At 30.8% G+C, this 24695-nt stretch carries 17 protein-coding genes; 10 read left to right on the forward strand and 7 right to left on the reverse strand.

The features are described from left to right. Positions 1 to 5: 5 nt before the first annotated feature. On the reverse strand, positions 6 to 2426 hold the full coding sequence (locus ABD935_RS03715) for an outer membrane beta-barrel protein (protein ID WP_345190248.1): 2421 nt from the start codon (positions 2424 to 2426) through the stop codon (positions 6 to 8). Positions 2427 to 2633: 207 nt separating this feature from the next. Between ABD935_RS03715 and ABD935_RS03720 the strand changes: the two genes are divergently transcribed. The 4 genes from ABD935_RS03720 to ABD935_RS03735 are packed head-to-tail and all read left to right on the forward strand — an operon-like array spanning position 2634 to position 6009. Then, positions 2634 to 3833, forward strand: coding sequence for an alanine dehydrogenase (locus ABD935_RS03720; RefSeq protein WP_345190249.1), 1200 nt, complete (start codon positions 2634 to 2636; stop codon positions 3831 to 3833). Positions 3834 to 3868: 35 nt separating this feature from the next. Continuing rightward, positions 3869 to 4240: a hypothetical protein gene (locus ABD935_RS03725; protein WP_345190250.1), complete on the forward strand. Its 372-nt coding sequence runs from the start codon at positions 3869 to 3871 to the stop codon at positions 4238 to 4240. A 6-nt stretch (positions 4241 to 4246) separates the two neighbouring features. Next, complete coding sequence (locus ABD935_RS03730; protein ID WP_345190251.1) at positions 4247 to 4942, forward strand: sugar transferase; 696 nt, start codon at positions 4247 to 4249, stop codon at positions 4940 to 4942. Next, complete coding sequence (locus tag ABD935_RS03735; protein ID WP_345190252.1) at positions 4939 to 6009, forward strand: SDR family NAD(P)-dependent oxidoreductase; 1071 nt, start codon at positions 4939 to 4941, stop codon at positions 6007 to 6009. The genes ABD935_RS03730 and ABD935_RS03735 overlap by 4 nt, the downstream gene beginning before the upstream one ends. A gap of 165 nt (positions 6010 to 6174) precedes the next feature. Here ABD935_RS03735 and ABD935_RS03740 read toward each other — a convergent pair whose 3' ends face one another. Continuing rightward, a complete protein-coding gene (locus tag ABD935_RS03740; RefSeq protein ID WP_345190253.1) occupies positions 6175 to 7347 on the reverse strand; it encodes a proline dehydrogenase family protein in 1173 nt (390 codons plus the stop codon). 93 nt (positions 7348 to 7440) lie between these two features. Here ABD935_RS03740 and aroB point away from each other — a divergent pair, with 93 nt between their 5' ends. Further along, complete coding sequence (gene aroB, locus ABD935_RS03745) at positions 7441 to 8508, forward strand: 3-dehydroquinate synthase (RefSeq protein ID WP_345190254.1); 1068 nt, start codon at positions 7441 to 7443, stop codon at positions 8506 to 8508. A 71-nt stretch (positions 8509 to 8579) separates the two neighbouring features. On the opposite strand, the gene ABD935_RS03750 is transcribed toward aroB, so the two are convergent. The 4 genes from ABD935_RS03750 to ABD935_RS03765 are packed head-to-tail and all read right to left on the reverse strand — an operon-like array spanning position 8580 to position 14893. Then, the gene (locus ABD935_RS03750; protein WP_345190255.1) at positions 8580 to 10946 is read right to left on the reverse strand and encodes a GumC family protein; all 2367 of its coding nucleotides are present in this window, start codon (positions 10944 to 10946) and stop codon (positions 8580 to 8582) included. Positions 10947 to 10994: 48 nt separating this feature from the next. After that, complete coding sequence (locus ABD935_RS03755) at positions 10995 to 11768, reverse strand: polysaccharide biosynthesis/export family protein (protein WP_345190257.1); 774 nt, start codon at positions 11766 to 11768, stop codon at positions 10995 to 10997. Between the two features lie 45 nt (positions 11769 to 11813). Further along, positions 11814 to 13766, reverse strand: coding sequence for a polysaccharide biosynthesis protein (locus tag ABD935_RS03760; RefSeq protein ID WP_345190258.1), 1953 nt, complete (start codon positions 13764 to 13766; stop codon positions 11814 to 11816). Next, positions 13763 to 14893, reverse strand: coding sequence for a DegT/DnrJ/EryC1/StrS family aminotransferase (locus ABD935_RS03765; RefSeq protein ID WP_345190259.1), 1131 nt, complete (start codon positions 14891 to 14893; stop codon positions 13763 to 13765). The genes ABD935_RS03760 and ABD935_RS03765 overlap by 4 nt, the downstream gene beginning before the upstream one ends. Positions 14894 to 15522: 629 nt before the next feature. Here ABD935_RS03765 and asnB point away from each other — a divergent pair. Next, entirely contained in the window at positions 15523 to 17328 is a 1806-nt protein-coding gene (gene asnB, locus ABD935_RS03770; protein ID WP_345190260.1) for an asparagine synthase (glutamine-hydrolyzing), read from the forward strand. 39 nt (positions 17329 to 17367) lie between these two features. Here asnB and ABD935_RS03775 read toward each other — a convergent pair whose 3' ends face one another. Beyond that, complete coding sequence (locus tag ABD935_RS03775) at positions 17368 to 19221, reverse strand: Ig-like domain-containing protein (RefSeq protein ID WP_345190261.1); 1854 nt, start codon at positions 19219 to 19221, stop codon at positions 17368 to 17370. A gap of 505 nt (positions 19222 to 19726) precedes the next feature. On the opposite strand from ABD935_RS03775, the gene ABD935_RS03780 reads away from it, so the two are divergent. From ABD935_RS03780 to ABD935_RS03795, 4 genes are all read left to right on the forward strand, one after another. Next, entirely contained in the window at positions 19727 to 20749 is a 1023-nt protein-coding gene (locus ABD935_RS03780; RefSeq protein WP_345190262.1) for an NAD-dependent epimerase, read from the forward strand. Positions 20750 to 20909: 160 nt separating this feature from the next. Next, the gene (locus ABD935_RS03785; protein WP_345190263.1) at positions 20910 to 21893 is read left to right on the forward strand and encodes an SDR family oxidoreductase; all 984 of its coding nucleotides are present in this window, start codon (positions 20910 to 20912) and stop codon (positions 21891 to 21893) included. 9 nt (positions 21894 to 21902) lie between these two features. Then, positions 21903 to 23282, forward strand: a complete 1380-nt coding sequence (locus ABD935_RS03790) for a nucleotide sugar dehydrogenase (protein WP_345190264.1) — start codon at positions 21903 to 21905, stop codon at positions 23280 to 23282. A 6-nt stretch (positions 23283 to 23288) separates the two neighbouring features. After that, on the forward strand, positions 23289 to 24569 hold the full coding sequence (locus tag ABD935_RS03795) for a nucleotide sugar dehydrogenase (RefSeq protein ID WP_345190266.1): 1281 nt from the start codon (positions 23289 to 23291) through the stop codon (positions 24567 to 24569). Positions 24570 to 24695 lie beyond the last annotated feature (126 nt).

Below are 24695 nucleotides of genomic sequence, written 5' to 3' on the forward strand. Positions count from 1 at the left end.
ATCTTTTAATTTAGTCGTTCAATTTCTTCTAAATCAATTTCTTTTTTATTACTATTCAATCTAAAGTTTCCAAATTTATAGTTAAATCCAAGAGTGAAAAATCTATTTTCATACCTTCTTTTCTTATAAATATCTTGATTTAGGTATTTAGTAGAAGTTGAGAAGTTTTTTGTGTTAAAAACATCTATAACCCCCATACTTACTGAAGCTTTATTGTTCCATAAAGTTTTACTTAAACTAATGTCTAAACTAGACCGCTTACCAACAATTAATGGTCCTTGCGCATATGGCGATATATATAAATATGATATATCGGCCAATAAACTTTTATCTTTTAAAAAGGTAATGTTATTGCTAAATCGAAATAAGACAGACCATTTATCCGTAGAAAATAATTCATTACTACTTTCTAAAGCGTAAAATTGATTTTCATAATAGAAAATAGAAGACTCAGCATAAAGACTCCATCTGTTTTGAATTTGAGTGTAAGAAGACAAATCTAATCCATAGGATATGCTTCTATCGATATTTGTATTTAAGTATTTTATAAAATTATTTTCATTGTCTTGGAATACAATTTGTATTGAAGGATCATTTTCATACCTATAATAAATTTCAAATGTATAATCTTCATTATAAACATAGCCTAATGTAAATGAATCATCAATTTGAGGTTTTAGATTTGGATCCCCAGATTTATAGGTATTATCATTTAAAAAGTATTTATATGGATTCAAATCAGCATAACGAGGTCTATATATACGTCGGTTATAATTAAAATAAATCTCACTGTTCTCATTTAATTTATTTAAAACATGAAATGAAGGGAAAAATTTAATGTAGTCAGTTTCATTAATTTGATTTGTAGATAACGAATTTCCTTTAATATCAGTGAACTCTACTCTAAGCCCAGATTTAATTCTCCAAGATTCCCAATCTTTTGAAAAACTTACATAAGTAGCATAATTGGTTTCATCATATAAAAAAGTATCAGAAGCATCTAAATCCTCTTGTCTTAAGGCCTTTTCAAAAATATACTGATTTAAAACACTTTCGGAGTTAATCTTAGACAGTTTAGCTCCCGCCTCAAAATGAGCTGATTCATTAATTGGTAACTGGTAATCAACTTGACCTGTATATAATTCTATAGTCTGACTTGAAAATGTTTGAAACTGATTATTTCTAAATGGACTACTAGCACTTGGTAAAAAATAGCCAGTTTTAACATCTTGAAAATTTGAAAAATCATAATTTGTATAGTGTAAATTACTTGAAACCTTCTCCCCCTCCTTTTTAAATTTATGGATATAATCTAAAGTAAAAGCTAGATTAAAGGTTTCTTCAACTGCTTTATTTATAGTATTAAATGTAGAATCTAAAATACTAGTAGCACTATAAATCTCAGTAAAAGAATTAATTCCTGTTTTTGTAACCCTTCTAGGTGATATGATCATGTTAGTCGAAAACCCAAGGCTATTACTCTTATTTATTTCATAATCGATATTGGCGTTAATGTTTTGGTTTTCGGATTTCCTTATCCTTTCATATTCTGTTTCCCAACTTGATATAATTTGATTGTTTTCTATAAAATTGATAAATTCATCATTATTTTGGTAATCTTTCCTAGGACTAATACTATAATTCAAATAAGTATTCAGTTTTTTAGTCTTAAAAAAATGACTCGTACCAAATGAATATTTAGGAAATTCCGAGCCTTGTTTAAAGTTTCCGAAAACACTTCCATTATAACCAGCTATAATGTTTTTTGAAGTAATAATGTTCAACACAGCTCCACCTTCAGCCTCATACTTTGCTGGCGGACTGGTAATAACTTCAACAGATTTTATATTGGTCGCAGAAGTACCTTCTAAAAGTTGTTGAATTTCATTAATTGACAAATGCACGCGTCTGTCGTTAATATAAACTGTTGGTGTAGATTGTTTAATTGTAATGGTTCCATCATGAACCAAAACCCCAGGCGTATGTTTTAATACGTCTAAAACATTATTGTTTGATAGTGTGGAGTTTTCAACATTAAATACCAAACGGTCCACCATACGCTTTACCGTAGGGCGTTTTGCAACTATGGTAACGCCGTCCAGCGCTTCTAAATTTTCTTTTAGTATAATAATGCCTAGCTTCGTATCACTATCAACTTTTATTTCTGAAGTATGTGCTTTAAAACCTAGAAAACTAACTTTAAAAATATATGCCCCTGCTTTTACATTATCAATATTAAAAGCACCAAATTCATTAGTAGTTGTGCCTTTAATTATTGATGAATCTTTAGTGTCAATTAGCACAGCGTTAGCATAAGCTATGGGGTGGCTATTCGTATCATTTACATTGCCTATAACATTAAATTCTTGAGAAGAACATATTAATGAAAATAACAATATACAAGAGGAAATTATTTTTGCAAACATATAGCCAATTATAATGCAAACTTATGATATTTAATTTAAACTATTTTGAGGGAAACCCACAATTAAAATTATTCTTTTTCTTACATAAAAAAGTGTGATAAGAAGCATAATTTATAAAATATAATTAAAGCCAAAATAATTATTATTAAGTTTCTATTATCATTATAAAATTTATTTGTAATTTGATTTTTATTAATTCAGCTAAGCATGTCGAAACCACTTTCTCCTTTTACAAAGCAACAACTTTTACCACTAGAAGAAACTCTTGAAATATTTAAGAAAAAAGGAGAATTATTTATAGGCATACCCAAAGAAACGGCTTACCAAGAAAAACGTGTTTGTTTAACACCTGATGCAGTGTATGCCATAGTGAGTAACGGACACAGAGTATTACTTGAAGCTGGAGCAGGAAGTAGTGCTAATTATAGCGATAAAGATTATAGCGAAGCTGGGGCAGAAATAACAAAAGATACCGCTAAAGTATATTCCTGCCCAATGATTCTTAAAGTTGAGCCACCTACTTTAGAGCAAATAAAGCTTATAAATCCGCAAACTATATTAATATCTGCACTACAATTAAAAACGCAATCAAAAAAATATTTTGAAGCATTGGCTTCAAAACGTATCACCGCTTTGGCTTTTGAATTTATCCGTGATTTTGATGGAACATACCCAGTTGTAAAATCCCTAAGTGAAATAGCCGGTACTGCTTCAGTCTTAATTGCAGCAGAATTATTATCAGATACCAAAGGCGGTAATGGTTTAATGTTTGGAAACATAAGTGGTGTGCCTCCACTTGAGATTGTTATATTAGGCGCCGGTACTGTTGGAGAATTTGCAGCAAGAAGTGCTATAGGTTTAGGTGCTGGAATAAAAATATTTGATAACTCAATTACAAAATTAAGACGTATTCAAACCCATCTTGGTCGCCCGCTTTTTACGTCCACACTTCAACCAAAAAATTTAAATAAAGCATTAAAACGCTGTGATGTGGTTATTGGTGCTGTAAGAGGTACGAACAGATCACCTATTGTTGTTTCAGAAACTATGATAGAATCCATGAAAAATGGTGCGATTATCATTGATGTTAGTATTGATATGGGAGGCTGTTTTGAGTCTAGTGAAGTTACTACACATAAACAACCAACGTTTGTTAAGCACGGTGTGGTACATTATTGCGTTCCAAACATCCCTGCTAGATATCCTCGTACGGCCTCAGTTTCACTCAGCAATATTTTTACACCTTATTTATTAAAAATAGGCGAAGATGGAGGAATAGAAAATTCTTTGAGATTTGATAGAGGTTTAAAAAATGGATTGTATTTTTACCACGGAATTCTAACAAGTAAACCTGTTGGCGAATGGTTCGATTTAAATTACACCGATATTAATTTACTGATATTTTAATCATCGAAAATTCTGATTTTTTCTAAATACAATAAATGAAACTTATACAACGTATTGGCTATTATCTTGGTGGATTTTCTATCGGATTAGTAATTTTGGCATTCTTTTTAAACGGTAAAAAAACGTCTTGCAGTTATGGTCCTGATGCCAGAGTTTTAAAAAACATCAATTCAAAAAAAATTATTTTCAGTGATCATGTTAGCTCACTTTTAATTAATAAAACCATCGACTCTTCAGAAATACATACTATTTTAAAAAAAGGCGATATTAATTTCTCTAAAAGTAACACAAGACAAGAACCTTGTGGTATATATTTAGTTGAAGGTGATTTAAATGAAAAAGAAATTGCTTTAACTGTTGAAAATTGCGATAGCATTGCCACCATTAGAAATTTTGAGGTAAAATAAAAAACAATGGCTAAGCGCAGTTTTGATGTTGTTTTTTCTATAATTGGGCTATTGCTCCTTTCCCCTGTTCTACTTTTAATAGCTATACTAATAAAATTAGACTCCAGAGGCCCTGTTTTTTTTATTCAAGGTCGTGTTGGCAAAAACAATAAAGATTTCAATATTTTTAAGTTTAGAACCATGCGTGTCAAATCTGACACCAAAGGATTGCTTACTTTAGGTAATAATGACTCAAGGATTACAAAAATCGGTTATTTTTTGAGGCGATATAAAATTGATGAGTTCCCGCAACTTATAAATATTTTAAAAGGCGATATGAGTTTTGTTGGTCCTAGACCAGAATTGAGATATTATGTAAACTTCTATAATGAAGATGATATGAGAATATTTCAAGTAAGACCTGGTATTACAGGACTTGCTTCATTAAAGTACAGAAATGAGGTTGAACTTTTAAAAGCCGCAAAAGATCCTGATACGTTTTTCATAAAAACAATTATTCCTGATAAATTGAAATTCAATAAAGCATACATTAAAAGAAGAAACTTCTTTTTTGATTTAAAACTTATATGCATTACTGTTATTAAAGTGATAACCAGTAGTTTACGCTATTTTAAATTCCTGTTTGGTGTCATTCATAATTATTCATACTTTGTAATTGCAATTCGCCCTTTAAAACATGCGTTTTACCGAAGCCCTAAATGAATAAATCAACCTCCAATCATATAGACCAACTATTACTTGATTCTGATATATTTTCGACGAAAAGAAAATTAAAAGATTACTCACATAATTTTGATTATTCCGATGAAACAATTTTAATTACCGGAGCAGCTGGTTCTATTGGAAGCGAACTTTCAAAACAATTGGTACATAGTAACTTTAAAAAAATTATACTAGTTGATGTTGCAGAATCTCCCTTATACCATCTCATAAAAGAATTGGAATTTGAAGACACTAAACATGTAGATTTTAAAATTCTAAATATTACAGATGAAGAATCTATAACATATCTTTTTAAAACTTATAAACCTACATTAATTTTCCATACAGCTGCTTACAAACATGTCCCTTTAATGGAGCAAAACGCATATGAAGCTGTTAAACTAAATATTTTAGGAACTAAATTATTAGCCGATTTATCTATTGAACACGGCGCAAAAAAGTTTATTTTTATTTCAACTGATAAAGCGGTAAACCCTATAAGTGTTATGGGGATGTCCAAAAGAATAGCTGAAAATCACTTAAATTATTTAAACACAAAAAGTGACACCTTATTTTTAACAACACGATTTGGAAATATACTAGGTTCTAATGGTTCTGTAGTCCCACTTTTCAAAAAACAAATAGAATCTGGTCAATCAATAACCATAACAGATAAATCCATTTCTAGATATTTTATTTGCAAGCGTAAAGCTTGCCATTTAATTTTAAAAATCGCGACATTTAGCAACCCCAAGAGTCATGTTTTTACTTTTAATATGGGAGAGCCCATTAAAATAATTCATTTAGCTAAAAGACTTCTTTCGTTTTATCAAAACGATAAAGACCATGTTAAAATCCATTTTATTGGGTTACGATCAGGCGAAAAACTCCATGAAGATATTGTTTCTTCTAATGAAAGTTTAACACCAACTGAACACCAAGATATTTTACTTGTAAAACAAAAGAACTATCCAGAACTAAGAAAAATAGATTTTATTGAATTATTAAACGTTACACCATTTATGTCAAATCCAGAAATTAAATCCATCTTAAAAAATCACTTGTAACCTGTATTCGATAAAAAAACTCCATTTTTAGGATAAAAATCAACAAAATAGATGGTTGTTACCTTGAGCCCTTCGACTGCGCTCAACCTGACATCGAAACATAAGTCAATGATTTACATTAGATTATCTTTTGGCTTACGTTAAACTCAGGTTTGTAGACACCAACTAAATTTTCCTTCGTTTTTTTTCCTTTTTTATTAGTGCTAATTCCCTTCCCGTTTGTCCTGCAACCGATGTGTTTTCTTCTGCTCTTCTTATCAAATAAGGCATCACGTCCTTAACGGGTCCAAAAGGAACATATTTAGCTACATTGTACCCTTTATTAGCCAAATTAAAGCTAATATGATCGCTCATACCATATAATTGACCAAACCAAACACGTGGATCGTTGTTTTTCAAACCTTTTGCTTCCATGAGCTGCATTAACAAATAAGAACTATCCTCATTGTGCGTCCCGGCAAATAACCACATGCCATCTAAATTATCCATCATATATTTTAAACCGTTATTAAAATTTTGGTCGGTAGCAAATTTACTTTCACAAATAGGCGACTCATAGCCTTTTTCCTGTGCTCTTTCATTTTCCTTTTCCAAATAAGCGCCACGAACCAATTTAAAGCCAAGAAAATAATTACCGGCTTTTGCCTTTTGATGCTCTTTTTCTAGAAATGCTAGCCTATCATGCCTATACATTTGTAACGTATTATAAACAATTGGTTTTTCAGTATTATATTTTTCCATTAAATGGGTTATAAGTGCATCGGTCGCATCTTGCATCCAACTCTCTTCTGCATCAATTAAAACCGCTACATCATTAGCTTTAGCCTTTTTACACACGATATCAAATCGATCTAAAACTCTAGCCCATTCTTCTTCTTCATTTTTGCTTAAAGCTTTCCCACTACTTATTTTTTCGTATAAATAAAACCGTCCAAAACCACTTGGCTTAAAAACAGCAATTGGAATAGCATCAATGGTTTTAGCAAAATCAATTATTTTTAGAACTTTATCTCTGGCAGCATCGAATTCTTTTTCATTTTCTTTACCTTCAACTGAGTAATCTAAAACTGAGCTTACCCCTTTACTATACATGTTATCAATTACAGTTAGGCAATCTTCTTCATTAACACCTCCACAAAAATGATCAAAAACCGTAGATCTAATAAGCCCTTCTATTGGTAAATGTGCTTTAATTGCAAAGTTTGTGGCTGCAGTACCAATTCTTACCAATGGCTCAATAGAAATCATTTTAAATAAAAAATAGGCGCGTTCTAGCTCGGAATCACTTTTTAATGAAAAAGCAATTTCTGTATTATCAAATATTAAATCTGTATTCATTTAATAAAAGTTTTATTAAAGATAATTATAGCTAAGTTACCATTTTATATAAAATCTCCTTAATTTCACAGCCTTAAAAAACAACAATTATTTATGGATTCCATTACGGCAAATGATAGTGTCATTCATTTCAATGACAACTGTTATCCTTCTTTAAACAAGCATCTTAAGGAAAATAATTTTTCTAAAATTTTTATTTTAGTTGATGAAAATACACACCAACATTGTTTGCCATTTTTCTTAGAAAAGTTAGAAACGCATGTTGCTATTGAAATCATTGAAATTGAATCGGGCGAAATAAACAAAACCATAGATACTTGTGTTGGGGTTTGGAATACGCTTTCTGAATTGGATGCAGACCGAAAAAGTTTGATGATAAACATTGGCGGTGGCGTTATAACCGATTTAGGCGGTTTTGTGGCCTGTACCTTTAAGCGTGGCATTGCTTACATTAACGTACCTACTACCCTACTTTCAATGGTCGATGCATCTGTAGGTGGAAAAACCGGTGTTGATTTAGGTCATTTAAAAAACCAAATTGGTGTTATTAGCAATCCCAATTTAGTACTTATTGACACACAATTTTTAGATACGCTAGATACAAACCAAATGCGCTCTGGATTAGCAGAAATGCTTAAACATGGCCTGATTACAGGAGAAGGTTATTGGAATAAATTTCAAAATTTATCAAAACTGAATCTTGACGATTTAGATGAGCTAATACATGAATCTGTTATTATAAAAAGAAATGTAGTCGAAGAAGATCCTTTTGAAAATGGGCTACGAAAAACTTTAAATTTTGGGCATACGCTAGGACACGCCATTGAATCTTATTTTTTAAGTAATGAAAATAAAACGACATTGTTACACGGTGAAGCTATTATTGTTGGAATGATTTTGGCTTGCTATATTTCTACTGAATTAACTGGTTTCCCTGAGCAAACTACAAAAGATATAAAGAAACTATTTATGAGTTATTATGGTAAAGTAACTATAGATAAAAGTGAATATGCCACTATAATTAATTTACTTAAATACGATAAGAAAAATAATCATGGAAATATTAATTTTGTGCTTTTGGAATCGATTGGAAACCCGGAAATTGATTGCATTGTTGATGAAAAAATCATTATAGATGCTTTTGATTTTTACAATAATTAATGATTCAACACAACATAATACTAAAAAAAGCTTCTTACGAAGCTTTTTTTAGTATTATGAATTTATTTGGATTATGATTTTATAATTCTGCTAAATAACCCTTTCTTTTTTTGCTTACCATAATAACCATACTTAGCACCATAACCAAAGTTCGATTGTTTAACATCGTTAACAATAAGCATCATATTATTCAGTTTGTTTTCTGCATGTAACTCTTTTGCAAAATTTAGTATTTTCTTTTCTGTACGATCTGCTCTTGTTACAAAAAGCGTATGTCCTGAAAATTGACTAATTAATAATGTATCAGTAACAAGCATCGCAGGTGCCGTATCAACGATAACATAGTCATAATCTTCTGAAACTTTGTCAAATAAATCTTTTACCCTATCACCCATCAACAGTTCTGCAGGATTAGGTGGTACTTTACCTGAAAGCAAAATATCTAGGCTGATATCATTTATTTCATAGTCATTGATAGTTTCTGAAATTTTAACAGATTTATCAGCCAAATATTCAGTAAATCCAATTTTTAAAAGTGCTTTATCATTTTTCTTTTTAAATGCTGAATAAATTTGAGGGTTTCTGATATCTGCACCAACTAACAAAACTTTTTTACCTGTATTGGCTATAGTAAGCGCTACATTTAGACTGACAAAAGATTTACCCTCACCGTTTATGGTTGACGTCACGAAAACGACGTTATTATAGTTTTCAACGTCTCTACTACGTCTAATATAATCAAAGTTTGTTCTAATAATTCTGAAAGATTCTGATAAAATTGATCTATCATTTCGCTCAATTAAATGTTTGTCATTTCCTGACAATCTCGGTACTTCTCCTAAAACAGTAATATTTTTAATTACATTTTCTAAATCTTCTTTATTGTGAATTTTAGTATCCAACAGGTCTTTAAAATAAAAAAAGGCAAAAGGTATGCAACACCCAATAATTATTGAAGTAAAGTAAGTTATAGTTTGATTGGGTGATACTGCTATGTTGGTCGAATTTGCCTCATCTACTATTTTTGCATTTGGAGATGTAGATATTAAAGAAATAGTAGCTTCTTCTCTTTTTTGTAAAAGATATAGATATAATGATTCTTTTATGCCTTGCTCACGCTGAATATCTCTAGACTTTCTCACTTGTCCGGGTACAGCATATATTTTAGAACTAATTTTAGCTGATTGATTTTCTAGACTTCTAATTTGAAGACTAGCAGATTCTGCTGAATTATCCAATCCCTCACGAAGACTGTTTTTTAATGCAAGTAATTGTTGATCTAAATTAACAATTATTGGGTTTTTTTCATTCGAACTTTTTAAAAGTCTATTTCGATTATCTAATAATTCATTGTATTTGTTTGCAATTGAATTAACAGAACCATTTGTTAAACCTATATTAGCAGGTACTCTTCCGAAAGAATCATCATCTAGTTGATTCTTCATAAAATTTATTTTATTATATTCAGTACGTGCAATGGCTAAATCTTGTTCAGTTTGAGCATTTGTTTTTAAATATAAATTGGCTTCTGAAGTAATGTCAGTAAGCTTATTACCCGTTTTAAATTGCTCTATCTCATCATCAACTTTACCTAAATCAGACGCTATCAAATCTATTCTCTTATTAATAAATTCTGCTGTATTATTAGATTTAGCACTCTTTTCTTCTATAGATGTCCTGTTATATTCTTCAACTAGCATATCTAATACGCCTTTTGCTTTAGCAATTACGTTATCATTTAGGGATAAATTTAATACTTTAGAAAATTCACCAGCTTGTTTAATTTTAACAGCATTTCTGTAAATTTCAGCTACTTTATCAACTGGTCTAATTTGAACGTAAATAGTTTGACCAATATAGCTAGATATGTTATTGGTATTTGGAGTTATTAAAATATCACCTATTGGGGTATCAATATTTTTTCCAAAAGACCCCTTCTTTGTAATCTCTTCCTCCTCTTCAGTTAAACGAATAAAATTGAAAGTAGTTTCTGAAATTATATAAAGACTAAAACTTAATTTAGACTCATCAACCAAAGTATCAGATACTAGGAAATTAATTGTAATTGGCGCTTTTTTGAGTGGGAAATACTCAGTATTATGAATTCGTCCTTTAGCAAAAATTTTTTTATTTAAATCTAATTTCTTAACAACGCCTTTCATCAACTTTCGTGATTTCAATACTTCTATTTCGTCTTCAACTTTTTTACTATCGGTGTTAGGGATTTTGCCTAAATCTTTAAGTAATTCTTCAGCTGGGTTAGACACACCTCCATCATCTACTAACATTATTTTCGCATAAGCATTGTACTCAGGCGCTGTATATCTTAATTTGAAAAAAGCTAATCCAATACATAGAATACAACTTAAAACAAACCACTTCCATTGTTTTAAATATCTTATTATAACTTTTTTAAAATCTATATTATTATTATTCATTAATTTAAGCTTTAGGTTAGAACTTATAAATTATTTATAGAAAGAAAATTAATTTCTTGTTACGAATATTAAAGCTGTAGTTATTAAAAAAGATGAGATACTAATAATTGTTCCAATTCTAGTATCGCCAGATGCGCTACTTCTAGCCGAGTTATTCGGTTCAATATAAACAATATCGTTTTGAGTTAAATAATATACTGGAGAATTAAATAACTCTTTATTAGTTAAATCTACTCTTGTATAGGTTTTTGTTCCATTAAAATCTCTAACAACCAGTATGTTTTCTCTTTTCCCTTTAATGTTTAAATCTCCAGCTAATGCTAATGCTTCAAGGATTGTAATTCTTTCACCTGAAACATCATATCTGCCAGGTGAATTGACTTCTCCTATAATAGAAATTCTAAAATTTAGAATTCGTATATTAACTATAGGATCTTTTAAATAATCCGAGAGTTTTTCTTTAAATAATAATTTTGCTTCTTCGACAGTTAAACCAAGTAGCTTAACCTTACCTAAGACAGGGTAGTCTATATTACCATCAATGTCAACTAAATAATCAATAAGTTGTGGGTTTGAATTTTGATTACCACCAATATACAAATTAAAAGGAGCTACCGCTTCTATATCAAAAGTTGAAACGAATATACTAACGATATCATTGACTTTGAATTTAGGAGCAAATGTATCAGTATCAACAATAGTTTCAAAATCTTTTGCATTCTGAAAGTATACAACTTCTTTTTTAGTAACACATGATGACAATGAAAGTAATAAAACTATACAAGGTAATGTAAGCTTCGTTTTAATATAATTAAATATCATTATATAAGGATTTGGGGAGTAAATTACGAGATTTTCAGATAAAACCTATTGAACTGATTTAAAAACTTTAGAATTATTTTCTATAATACCTTTTGCTTTTTTGTAAATCTTGACTCTAGTATCGAATTTCTCGTATTCTGAATTATTAGACTTATACTCAGGTATTAAACTCTTCATTTTCATTACAATATTATTGTTTTGAAAACGATTTGTTATACAAAGTTCTTCAATTTCAGCCTTTATTCTGGCATATTCTAATTCTCTGGTTTTACTTATTAATATTTTTTTATGATAAGTAGATAAGGTGTTTTCACCATTAGCTAATAATTCCTCATATAATTTCTCCCCTGGTCTTAATCCAGTAATTTTAATATCAATGTCTTCGGGGTATCTTAAACCTGAAAGCTTAATCATATTCTTAGCTAAATCATAAATTTTTACAGATTCTCCCATATCAAAAATGAATATCTCACCACCTTTCCCCATAGTTCCTGCCTCAAGAACTAACTGAGAAGCCTCAGGAATAGTCATAAAGAATCTAGTAATATCTTTATGTGTCAAAGTCAAATCACTGCCAGCTTCGATTTGTTTTTTAAATAAAGGAATGACTGATCCATTGGAGCCTAGAACATTCCCAAAACGTGTCGTAATAAATTTAGTTTTACTCTCTTTTTGAAGACAACTAATGTAGATTTCTGCCATTCGTTTTGTAGCTCCCATAACGCTAGTTGGATTAACAGCTTTATCTGTGGAAACAAAAACGAATTTTTTAACATTATAACGCGAGGCTGTATCTGCTAATAATTTTGTTCCGTTTACGTTTATTTTTATAGCTTCATAAGGCGATTTTTCCATCAATGGCACATGCTTATATGCTGCAGCATGAAACACTATAGTAGGTTTGTATGTTTGAAAAATAGAGTCAATTCTAAGTCCGTCCCTAATATCAGCAACAATAGCTGCATAATTGTGCTTCCCGTCTCGCTTTAAATCTTGTTGCACGTCATAAAGCGCAGACTCTGCTTGATCTACTAAAATCAAATGTTTAACATCAAAGTTTGAAAGTTGTTTCACCAACTCACTCCCTATAGATCCAGCAGCTCCAGTAACCAATACAACTTCGCCTCTAAATTCATTTAATAAATTAGGATTATCAATTTCAATTGGTGGTCGTCCTAACAAGTCTTCGATTTGTACTTTTTTAATTTGTTTAGCATTTAATTCGCCATTAATCCATTGTTCAATTGGTGGCACTTTTGTGATTTTAACATCTAAATCAATCAAACTGTCTATTAAATTAACCAACCGACTTGGCTTGACTGTCTGGGATGCAACAATTATTTCATCAACATTATTAATTTCAATGTAATTTTTATCAATGTCTTGTGATAATATAATTTTGATTCCGTTTATTAATTTCCCTTGCTTTTTTACATCATCATCAATAAAATTGACAATATTAAACATATTTTTAGAGGAATTTAACAAAGCGTTATAAGTTATAATACCTGAATCACTAGCTCCATAAATTAAAATGTTTTTTGATGGATTAAATTGACTATTCAAATAATTATAGCTCAATTTGAAAAATAATCGACTTCCTGATAATGCAACAAAACTTAACAAAGCATGCATAACTATTATTGAAATCGGTATTGTAAATCCTGGTACTACACCTGTAAGTCCATTTAACAAAATAACAAAAGCACTGGTTACAGACATTAAAACTATAGATTTAAAAACGTTTACAACATCAGTAAACCCAGTATGTCTTATCACGCTTTTAAAAGAGCCAACTACTAAAAAACTTAGTGCGGATACAACCAAAACAAATGGAAGTTCTAAGAAAAATTGACTTAAATCAAAATTAAGGGTAAAGTTAAATCTTATAAAATAAGCTAGAAAGAATGTAGCCAAGATTAAACATAAATCAACAGCAAAAACAACCCATTTAGAGGCATATTTTTGTGAATAATAGGCAAAGTAGTTATTTATCATAATTTGAGGGTGTTTATAATATTATTAAGAATTCTAAATAAGTCATCTTGACTTAAGTTAGATCCACTTGGTAAACAAAGACCTTTATCGAAAAGCTTCTCTGATGTTCCATTAGTAAAATGCAAATACTCTTTAAAAACGGGTTGCATGTGCATGGGTTTCCAAAGTGGTCTTGATTCTATGTCGTCTTTTAATAATTCTAATCTTATTTTTTCTCTAAGTTCGAATGATTCAGTCTCAATACAAGTAATCCATCTATTTGAGAAGAAATTTTCGGGTTCTTCTAAAAAAGTAATTTCTTTATATTGAGATAAATGCTGTTTGTAAAATTCAAAATTTTGTCTTCTAGCTTCCACTCTATCGTCAATCACTTCCATTTGCCCTCTACCAATTCCAGCTAATACATTACTCATTCTGTAGTTAAACCCAATGGATGAATGTTCATAATGTGGTGCATTATCTCTAGCTTGGGTCGATAAAAAAACAGCCTTTTCTTTTAGTTCTTTACTTTTAACAATTAAGGCGCCACCACCAGAAGTTGTAATTATTTTATTGCCATTAAATGAAAGTATTCCCATATCTGAAAGGGCACCACATTCTTTATTGAAATATCTACTTCCTAAGGCCTCAGCACTATCTTCAATAACCGGTATGCCATACTTTTCAGCTATAGCATTAATTTCATTCGCCTTATATGGCATGCCATACAAATGAACCGCAATAATAGCTTTAGGTTTTTTATATTTTTCAATTCTATCTTTTATAGCTATTTCCAATAATTCTGGAGACATATTCCAAGTATCAGATTCACTATCAATGAATATAGGTGTTGCGCCTTGATATATGATTGGATTAGCCGAAGCTGAAAATGTAAAACTTTGGCATAAAACTTCGTCTCCCTTCGACACATCAAGCAACTGCAAAGCCAAATGAATAGCAGCAGTTCCCGAACTTAGTACAGCCACATGTTTTTCACCTCCTAAATAGCTTTTCAAATCATTCTCAAAACCATCAACATTAGGTCCTAAAGGCGCTATCCAATTAGTTGTAAAGGCTTCAACAACAAATTTTTGTTCCGAGCCTCCCATATGTGGCGATGAAAGATATATTTTTGTTTTAGTCAACATTTGGATTAAAAAACTACAATTTAAAATTAACGCATAAGTTTACACCCATAGCTAAAAAACTATGCTTTATTAAAACATAAAATAATTTATTGGATATTCCCTCTTGCATATGTAACAAAATCAATTATTATATTAATAACTTCAATTAATTTGTATTAAACGTTTTAAAAATATTTAAAATATAACCTAACTTTATGAATCGGTTGTATTTGAGAGCTTTGAAATATGTTTAATTTACCTTTTAATACAATTAAATTAATCATGCTATTAATCAATTCAATTCTGTTTAATAATGTAAATTTAGTAATTGTTTTAATGCAAAAAGAGTAGAATTAGGTTATTTCGCTAAAAGAGTTATTAAAATCGGTTAAGTGCATTTATGTTTTTTTAGAACAGAATAAAATAGTAGATTGTCGATATCTAACACTATAAACCATTAATCGTAAAACCAACCAAGTACTTTGAATTTGCATACTTTATTTAATAAGCTTAAATGAAGAATAATTAAAAGGAATAGTTTTAGAATAAACCAACTTCTGCATCATAACTAATCTTTTATTCTTTTTATAGATTTTCTGATTTTAATATTGCTTTTATAAAAAATATATACGTGCTTTACAAAAAAAAGCATGTGCGGTATATACCTAACTAACATTCCATACGAAGAAAGTCTTGTAAAAGAAAAATTAGAATCTATTTCTTTTAGAGGCCCAGATTATACAGGTATAGAAAAAGTAAACAATCTAACGCTTGGACATCTTAGACTCTCTATTTTAGATTTAGATGCCCGGTCTCATCAACCTATGATTCATGAAAATATTCATATCGTGTTTAATGGTGAAATATACAATTATAAAGATATTAGGGCTGAATTATTAGCTAAAGGATATCTATTTAAAACTGAAAGTGACACTGAAGTTCTTTTGATTGGATATAAAGAATGGGGAGAAGATGTATTGCAAAGGATAAATGGCATGTTTGCCTTTTGTATTTATGATACAGCAAGTAATGAAATTTTCTCTGCAAGAGATAGGTTAGGTGTAAAACCATTTTATTATTATTGGGAAAATGGCCAATTCGAAATTTGCAGTCAAATAAGACCTTTACTTAAAGATAAAAAAATTAATGAAGATGCAATTTCTATGTTTTTAGATTGTAAATTTATTCCTAGCCCATATACCATTGCCGAGAATGTTCATAAGCTTCCACCAGGAAATTTCATGAAAATAGATTTAAATTCTAAAGAATATAAAATTAAAGAATTTTGGAATTTAGATTATGTAAAAACCAGAAACATTACTTATGAAGATGCAAAAAAAGAACTTCATGATTTATTAATAGATGCCGTAAAAATTAGACTTCAATCAGATGTTCCTATTGGTTCTTTTTTGTCGGGAGGTATTGATTCTGCATTAGTATCTAGTATCGCTGCAAAGATATCAGATACCCCTATAAATACTTTTTCTATAGGGTTTGACGACCCAGAGTATGATGAAAGTAAGATAGCTGAACAATTTGCGAGAATAATGGGTTCAAAGCACAAAACAACAATTTGTAGCTCTGAAGATATTTTAAAATTAATTCCAAAGCTTGTAGAAGTATATGACGAACCTTTTGCTGACAGTTCTGCTCTCCCCTCTTTGTTATTAAATTCAGTAACAAAAGAACATGTTACAGTAGCACTTTCAGGAGATGGTGGCGATGAAAGTTTTATGGGTTATGATCATTTTGATTCGCTAATTAAAAATAAGTTTATTATAGATATTCCCTACCCCATCAGAAAGGTTTTATCAAGTTCCTTTCTTTTAAGAATGATAGGTCAAAACACATATAGAGTCAAAAATGCCTTAAGAACAAGAACTAGAAATGATTTCATAGAAAATATATTTTCAAGAAAAGGTTTTTTATTGAAAGAGAAGAAACAAGATTATATGAAGCATTATCAAGGCTATAAAAAATGGTCTTCAAATTTTTTGCAAAAAGCAGCCGATTTGAATATTAAACTATGGTTAGAAAATGATAGTAATGCTAAAGTAGACCGTGCGAGTATGGCTTATTCCGTTGAAGTTAGAAGCCCATTTATGGATTACAGAGTTATAGAGTTTGCTAGATCACTACCTATGTCGTTTCGTTATGAAAGTGGGAGACAAAAGAAAATATTAAGAGAGATCCTTAAAGAATATATTCCTGAAGAAATTTTTAATCAACCAAAAATGGGGTTTGCTCCGCCTATTGGTAACTGGATGCGACATGAATTAAAAGAAGAATTTATTTCTTCCCTTAATGATGATTTTTTAAACAAGGTTCCAAACTTAAATATTGTTAAGTTTAAAACTATCTTGAATGAGCACATGACAGAAAAACATGATCATACAGAAAATATTTGGAAAGTTTATGTTTTGAGTAAGTGGTATAAAGAATTCGGGTTTAGATAAAAATACCTAAACCCGAATTCACTATTTAAAAACATTTATTTAATTATCAACAGAATTCAAAAACTCTTCTAAATCATTATATCCATCACCATCAGTATCTCCTTTACCATCTTTTGATAGGTCGCCAAACTTAGCCCTTTCCCAAATATCAGCCATTCCATCAGCATCGGTATCATAACCTTCTGGTCTAGTTACACTAGTGTAAGTTGGGTTTGCACCAAATTTCGAATCTGATTGTAAATATAATGGCCTACTATTATCATTTTGTATTTCGTCTACTGCCTGTATATCAATAGAATCACGCCAAAAATTAAGCGTACCATCAGCATTCAATGTTTGACACGCACCTACAGTTGGTAAAATTTCAGTTTTTAAGCTAGAAGCTGCCAGTATATTTGGAGCTAAACCTTGTAAGGTTTGTTGTATACTTGTAAACCATTCTGATTTTACAGGGTTTGTGTTTGTCGAACCAAAGCTATGCCATGCGGAAATATCATTTGTTTCAGAATATGCTGACATATCATAACTGCCATCAGGATTAGTTGAATATTCATTATTATATAAATCTATTAAATTTCGGTCTATATGATTAAAACGACTATAAATATTTGGAGACATTGTTGTATTTGTTGCAATCATATAAATACCAGTAACTAATTTACCTGTAGAGCTATCATAGTTAAGTGCACTAGCCAAAGTATTGCTGCCACTTTGATAATAATTGCCAATATGATTTAAAGTGAAATCAAAACCATCTAATCGTAGTGTTCTGTAACGCCAATTGTGAATAAGATTATTTATAACATCTAATTCCATATCACCCGCTCCTTTAGGGAATCTGTGACTCGTGTTTGAACTTGCATTCCTAAGAATTGAAACACTTCCATAAGGCGCGGAATCATTTGTACCTACAATCATTGCTGTCTTATTCTCAAAGAACAAACAATTTTGAATTGTTATATTTCCATCATCTCCATTTCCACTTATATCAAGAGCTTCATCTTTTGCCCACGCAAAAGAACAATGGTCAACTATAACATTTGATGCTGCTTCAATAGTTATACAATCTCCATTGTCACTATCTTTACCATTTCTAAACCTGATGTTTCTGACAATAATATTATCTGAACCTCTATTCCACCAAAGTCTACCGCCTGTAATTGTGATACCTCCATCGGGTGCTGTTTGCCCAGCAATCGTTACATCTCCATAACCACTGCCGAGTATAATTCTACTTTGCAAATTAATTTCACCAGAAACATCAAAAACAATAATTCTTGAACCTTTAGTTTCAATGGCTTCTCTTAAACTACCTGGACCATTATCGCTTAAGTTAGTAACATGTATAACTTGACCGCCACGTCCGCCAGTAACATAAGCACCAGCACCAAAAGCAGAAGGAAAAGCTTTTAATTCAGTAGCAATATTTTCTTCAATGGAATCAATCGTTATAGAAACCGTGGCTGTATCACAATTCTCAGAATTAGTGGCATCACATACGGTATAATCAAATGAATCATTTCCAGAAAAACCAGCATTTGGTGTGTATACTACAGTATCGTCTAAAAAATTATCTGGTGTATCATTATTATTAATAGTTAAGACCCCATTAGATGGATTGGTGTTAGATAATATAATGCTTTCAGGTAAATTTATATCATTAAGATAGGCTTCAATATCTACTGGTAGATGTTGCATTGTAATTACAGTATCATCTACTGTATCTATTGGAATAACTTCATCTTCAGTATTCGGAATTTCTTCTTCAGGCTCTTCTGCAATTATGGTAGATTCTTCTATCACGAATAATTCTTCATTATTGCATGATGGTAATAATAGTAAAAAAAATAAAATAAAGGTCAATAGTTTTGTGTTTACAAATAGGTGCTTCATGGTAATTAATTAGATTAGGGGGATTGTCAAATATATATACTTTAAAACGTTTTTATCTGTATTTCATCGAAAAAATGTAATTTATTGTAGGCTAATACTTCAAATATGTATTTCGTCGATATTATAGATATTTACATTTGATTCATATACGGCGATTTTAGTAATACGGACTATATTATTTATAAAAAAAGTTGATTTTATCGCAAAAATAAGTAGTTAATCGGATATTTTATAGTGCTTGTTAATAACTTGTAATAAAGATTTTTAGATATATCAAGCTTTTATATAGCAAAATATTCCCAAAATGAGATATTAGATCATCTTCACTAAAAGCGGATGTTAACTCCAAAAAATACAATGTAAGTTCAATTGAAAAAAACTACAAAAATTTAATTAAGGTTTTAACGAGTATTTTATACTATTCATCTCAAATTACTTTAACATTAATTTCTTTTTCACATATTTGTAATAAACAAAAAAATAACCCCTCAAATCTAAAAACAAAATGAAAATACTTGTAACCGGAGCCGCTGGATTTATTGGTTTTTACACATCAAAAGTTTTAATAAACAAAGGGCACACTGTAGTTGGCTTAGATAATATAAACGATTATTACGACATAAATCTAAAATATGCCAGATTGAACGAATTAGGCATAGATAGAGATAACGCTTCCATCTTTAATAATATATCTAAAAGCAAAAAGGAGGTAACCTTTTCATTTATTAGACTAAATTTAGAAGATCGGGAAGCGCTCCCAAAACTTTTTAAAGGTGAAAATTTCGATGTGGTTTGCAATCTAGCTGCCCAAGCTGGTGTTCGATATAGCCTAGAAAACCCAGAATCTTATGTAGATTCAAATTTAGTAGGTTTTTTAAATATATTAGAATGCTGTAGAAATTTTAGCATCAAACATTTAGTATATGCCAGTAGCTCTAGTGTTTACGGATTAAATAAAAAAATACCATTTTCTACTGATGATAATGTAGATCATCCAATTAGTTTATACGCAGCCACAAAGAAGAGTAACGAATTAATGGCGCATACCTACAGTCATCTATTCAAAATTCCAACTACAGGACTTCGTTTTTTTACTGTTTATGGCCCTTGGGGAAGACCGGATATGGCTATGTTTTTATTTACTGATGCCATAGTTAATAATAAACCTATAAAAGTATTCAATTACGGAAAAATGGAACGTGATTTTACTTACATAGATGATATTGTTGGAGGTGTAGTTAGAATTCTGGAACACCCTAATAAAGAAAGAATAGAACAAAACGATTTATACAAAGTATATAATATAGGTAATAATAACTCTGTGAAATTATTAGATTTTATAAAAGAGATCGAAATAAACCTTGAAACCGAGGCTGAAAAGAATATGCTGCCTATACAACCTGGTGACGTTGAACGCACCTGGGCAAATGTAGACGATTTAATACATGATTATGATTACAAACCAAACACCTCTATAAGTCATGGTGTAAAAGCGTTTGTTGATTGGTATAAAACATATTATAAATAGCTAATTACAAGTTGTATACCTGCTTTTTACCGATTAAACTCATTTAATAATTAACACTATGATTTTAATCGTGGAAAACGTTAACTTAGTATAATAATCGTACATATATAAATAATTTTTCACATATTTGCGGTAGATATTGACAATAAACCCAAATTTAATGCTAAAAAATCTACAAAATAAGACTGTACTAGTTACTGGTGGAGCTGGCTTTATAGGCTCTAACCTATGCGAAACGCTTCTTTCAAATAATATTAAAACAGTTTGCTTAGATAACTTCTCTACTGGTAAACGCGAAAATATTGAACCTTTTTTAAGTAATAAAAATTTTAAGCTCATTGAAGGCGATATAAGAAACCTTGAAGACTGTCACAAGGCCTGTGAAGAGGTTGGTTATATATTACATGAAGCCGCTTTAGGCTCTGTACCAAGATCTATAAACGACCCTATTACAACTAATGCTGTTAATGTGTCTGGCTTTTTAAATATGCTTGTCGCAGCTCGTGATGCTAGAGTAACACGTTTTATTTATGCTGCTAGTTCATCAACTTATGGGGATCATGAAGCTCTACCTAAAGTTGAAGATGTTATAGGCAAACCTTTATCCCCTTACGCCATTACAAAATACGTAAATGAGCTTTATGCAGATATTTTTCAAAAGGCATATGGATTAGATACTATTGGACTTCGCTATTTTAATGTTTTTGGACGACGGCAAGACCCAGATGGTGCTTACGCTGCTGTAATTCCACTTTTTGTAAAGCAATTTATTAATCATGAATCCCCTATGATCAATGGAGATGGAAGTTATTCTAGAGATTTTACATATATAGATAATGTGGTTCAAATGAATCTACTTGCCATAACAACAGATAATAAAGCTGCTTTAAACACCGTTTATAATGTGGCTTATGGAGACAGAACGACGTTATTAGAGCTGACAACATTATTAAAAGAGCATCTTTCTCAATTTGATGATGCTATTAAAAACATCGAAATAAAACATCGCGAAAACAGGGTTGGTGATATCCCTCATTCACTGGCTTCTGTGGACAAAGCAAAAAAATTATTAAACTATAATCCTAAATACAATATTAATGACGGCATAAAAGAAGCTGTTAATTGGTATTGGAAACATTTATAATCAAGAAAAATGAAAGTAACAAAAATTTGTTGTATAGGAGCCGGTTACGTTGGTGGTCCAACCATGGCAGTTATCGCAAAGAAAAACCCAAATATTAAAGTCACTATTGTGGATATAAATCAAGCTAGAATTGATGCTTGGAATGATTCAGATGTATCTAAATTGCCTATTTATGAGCCAGGTTTAGCAGATATAGTAGAAGAAACTAGAGGTAAAAACTTGTTTTTTTCTACTGAAATTGACAAAGCTATTGATGAATCTGAAATGATTTTCATATCTGTTAACACCCCTACCAAAACTTATGGTAAAGGGAAAGGTATGGCTGCAGATTTAAAATATGTTGAGCTTTGTGCTAGAAATATAGCAGAAGTAGCCAAGACAGACAAAATTGTGGTTGAAAAATCAACGTTGCCAGTAAGAACAGCTCAAGCCATTAAAAGCATTTTAGACAATACTGGAAGTGATGTGAATTTTGAAATTTTATCAAACCCTGAATTTTTAGCTGAAGGCACCGCTATTCAAGATTTATTAAATCCTGATCGCGTTTTAATTGGTGGAGAATCAGAAGACGCTATTGAAAGTTTAGCTAGTATATATGGAAGTTGGGTGTCTCAAGCACAAATTTTAAGAACTAATGTTTGGTCTTCAGAATTATCTAAACTAACCGCTAATGCATTTTTAGCGCAACGTATCTCTTCAATAAATGCTATTTCAGAGTTATGCGAAAAAACAGAAGCTAACGTTAACGAAGTTGCAAAAGCCATTGGTATGGATTCGAGAATTGGTTCTAAATTCCTTAAATCATCAGTCGGTTTTGGCGGGTCATGCTTTCAAAAAGACATATTGAATCTGGTTTATATAGCTAGAAGCTATAATTTACAGGCCGTTGCTGATTATTGGGAACAAGTTATCATATTAAATGATCATCAAAAAAGGCGTTTTGCAGATAACTTAATAAGTACACTTTATAATACAGTTTCAGGAAAAAAAATAGGTTTCTTAGGTTGGGCGTTCAAAAAAGACACCAATGATACTAGAGAATCCGCAGCTATATATGTTGCCGATCATTTATTAAACGAACAAGCTAACATTGCTGTTTACGACCCTAAAGTTTCTAATGAAAAAATGCAATCAGATTTAAACTATTTAAACACTAGGGCTGAAGATGAAAACAGTAAGCTAATGCACGCTACTGAATCACCTTATGACGCTTTAAAAGATGCCCATGCGGTAGCTATTATGACAGAATGGGATGAATTTAAAACGTATGATTGGAAAAGGATATATACCGAAATGAAAAAACCTGCATTTATATTTGATGGTAGAAACATACTTAATAAATCTGAAATGGAAAAAATAGGCTTCGAATATTCTTCAATTGGTCAATAACATATTATGAAAAAAGAAAAAATAGCTATAATAGGATTGGGGTATGTGGGTTTGCCCCTAGCCCGCTTATTCGCTACAAAATATTCAGTGGTTGGCTTTGATATTAATGAAAAGCGAATCTCTGAATTACAACAAGGAAAAGATGTTACTTTAGAAATTGAAAATGACGTTTTAAAAGCAGTACTTAAAGATAGTGCTGATTCTAGTAATGGTTTATTTTGTTCCTCTAATAGTGATGATATCAAAGATTGCAACTATTATGTAGTGACGGTTCCTACACCTATCGACAAAAATAATAGACCAGATTTAACACCTTTATATAAATCTAGTGAAACTGTTGGAAAAGTCCTTAAGAAAGGAGATATCGTCATTTATGAATCAACGGTATATCCTGGTGCAACTGAAGATGAGTGTGTCCCTATTTTAGAAAAAATAAGTGGACTTACATTTAATGAAGACTTTTTTGCTGGATATTCACCAGAACGTATTAATCCCGGTGATAAAGAACATACTGTTGATAAAATTTTAAAAGTAACAGCGGGTTCTACACCAGAGATTGGATTAAAAGTAAACGATTTATATGCTAGCGTTATTACTGCCGGCACGCACCTTGCACCTACAATTAAAGTAGCAGAAGCGGCTAAAGTTATTGAGAACTCACAAAGAGACATCAATATTGCGTTTGTTAATGAATTGGCAAAAATATTCAATTTAATGGATATTGACACACATGCTGTATTAGAAGCCGCTGGCACGAAATGGAACTTTTTACCATTTAAACCAGGATTAGTTGGCGGGCACTGTATTGGAGTGGACCCCTATTATTTAGCTCAAAAAGCCCAAGAAGTGGGCTACCATCCTGAAATTATACTGGCTGGTAGACGTGTTAATGATAGCATGGGACAGTATGTAGCCAGTGAAGTGGTTAAAATGATGCTAAAAAATGATATTAAAGTTAATGGGGCAAAAATCTTAATGCTTGGTATTACTTTTAAAGAAAACTGTCCGGATATAAGAAATACTAAAATAGTTGATGTTATACAACATTTAAAAGCATACGGACTTGATATCACTATTTATGATCCATGGGTGAATTCAGAAGAGGTTAAATATGAATATAATTTAGAAGCTACAAATCTTATACCTAAAGATACTTTTGACACTATAATTCTTGGAGTAGCTCATAAAGAATTTCTTGATATGAACTTTAATGATTTACTTGCCGACAATGGTTTATTATACGATGTTAAGGGGATTATTAAAGAAAATGTTTCTGGTAGATTGTAAGATAATCATTTATATAAGAAAAATAAAGTATGCTTTTCAATTCATTTGAGTTTCTAATATTCTTCACTATTATTTATTATAAATCTTATGATAGTTTAAAATTTCAAAACATACTCTTATTAATTT

The sequence above is a fragment of the Algibacter agarivorans genome (assembly GCF_039543245.1).
Taxonomy (GTDB): Bacteria; Bacteroidota; Bacteroidia; order Flavobacteriales; family Flavobacteriaceae; genus Algibacter_G; species Algibacter_G agarivorans.

Bases quoted from the DNA above. Each gene is read 5' to 3' on its own strand.
- ABD935_RS03775 (WP_345190261.1), bottom strand. From the start codon at position 19,221: ATGAAGCACCTATTTGTAAACACAAAACTATTGACCTTTATTTTATTT.
- ABD935_RS03740 (WP_345190253.1), bottom strand. From the start codon at position 7,347: ATGAATACAGATTTAATATTTGATAATACAGAAATTGCTTTTTCATTA.
- ABD935_RS03735 (WP_345190252.1), top strand. From the start codon at position 4,939: ATGAATAAATCAACCTCCAATCATATAGACCAACTATTACTTGATTCT.
- ABD935_RS03765 (WP_345190259.1), bottom strand. From the start codon at position 14,893: ATGTTGACTAAAACAAAAATATATCTTTCATCGCCACATATGGGAGGC.
- ABD935_RS03760 (WP_345190258.1), bottom strand. From the start codon at position 13,766: ATGATAAATAACTACTTTGCCTATTATTCACAAAAATATGCCTCTAAA.
- ABD935_RS03795 (WP_345190266.1), top strand. From the start codon at position 23,289: ATGAAAAAAGAAAAAATAGCTATAATAGGATTGGGGTATGTGGGTTTG.
- ABD935_RS03730 (WP_345190251.1), top strand. From the start codon at position 4,247: ATGGCTAAGCGCAGTTTTGATGTTGTTTTTTCTATAATTGGGCTATTG.
- ABD935_RS03785 (WP_345190263.1), top strand. From the start codon at position 20,910: ATGCTAAAAAATCTACAAAATAAGACTGTACTAGTTACTGGTGGAGCT.
- ABD935_RS03790 (WP_345190264.1), top strand. From the start codon at position 21,903: ATGAAAGTAACAAAAATTTGTTGTATAGGAGCCGGTTACGTTGGTGGT.
- aroB (WP_345190254.1), top strand. From the start codon at position 7,441: ATGGATTCCATTACGGCAAATGATAGTGTCATTCATTTCAATGACAAC.
- asnB (WP_345190260.1), top strand. From the start codon at position 15,523: ATGTGCGGTATATACCTAACTAACATTCCATACGAAGAAAGTCTTGTA.
- ABD935_RS03780 (WP_345190262.1), top strand. From the start codon at position 19,727: ATGAAAATACTTGTAACCGGAGCCGCTGGATTTATTGGTTTTTACACA.
- ABD935_RS03750 (WP_345190255.1), bottom strand. From the start codon at position 10,946: ATGAATAATAATAATATAGATTTTAAAAAAGTTATAATAAGATATTTA.
- ABD935_RS03725 (WP_345190250.1), top strand. From the start codon at position 3,869: ATGAAACTTATACAACGTATTGGCTATTATCTTGGTGGATTTTCTATC.
- ABD935_RS03715 (WP_345190248.1), bottom strand. From the start codon at position 2,426: ATGTTTGCAAAAATAATTTCCTCTTGTATATTGTTATTTTCATTAATA.
- ABD935_RS03755 (WP_345190257.1), bottom strand. From the start codon at position 11,768: ATGATATTTAATTATATTAAAACGAAGCTTACATTACCTTGTATAGTT.
- ABD935_RS03720 (WP_345190249.1), top strand. From the start codon at position 2,634: ATGTCGAAACCACTTTCTCCTTTTACAAAGCAACAACTTTTACCACTA.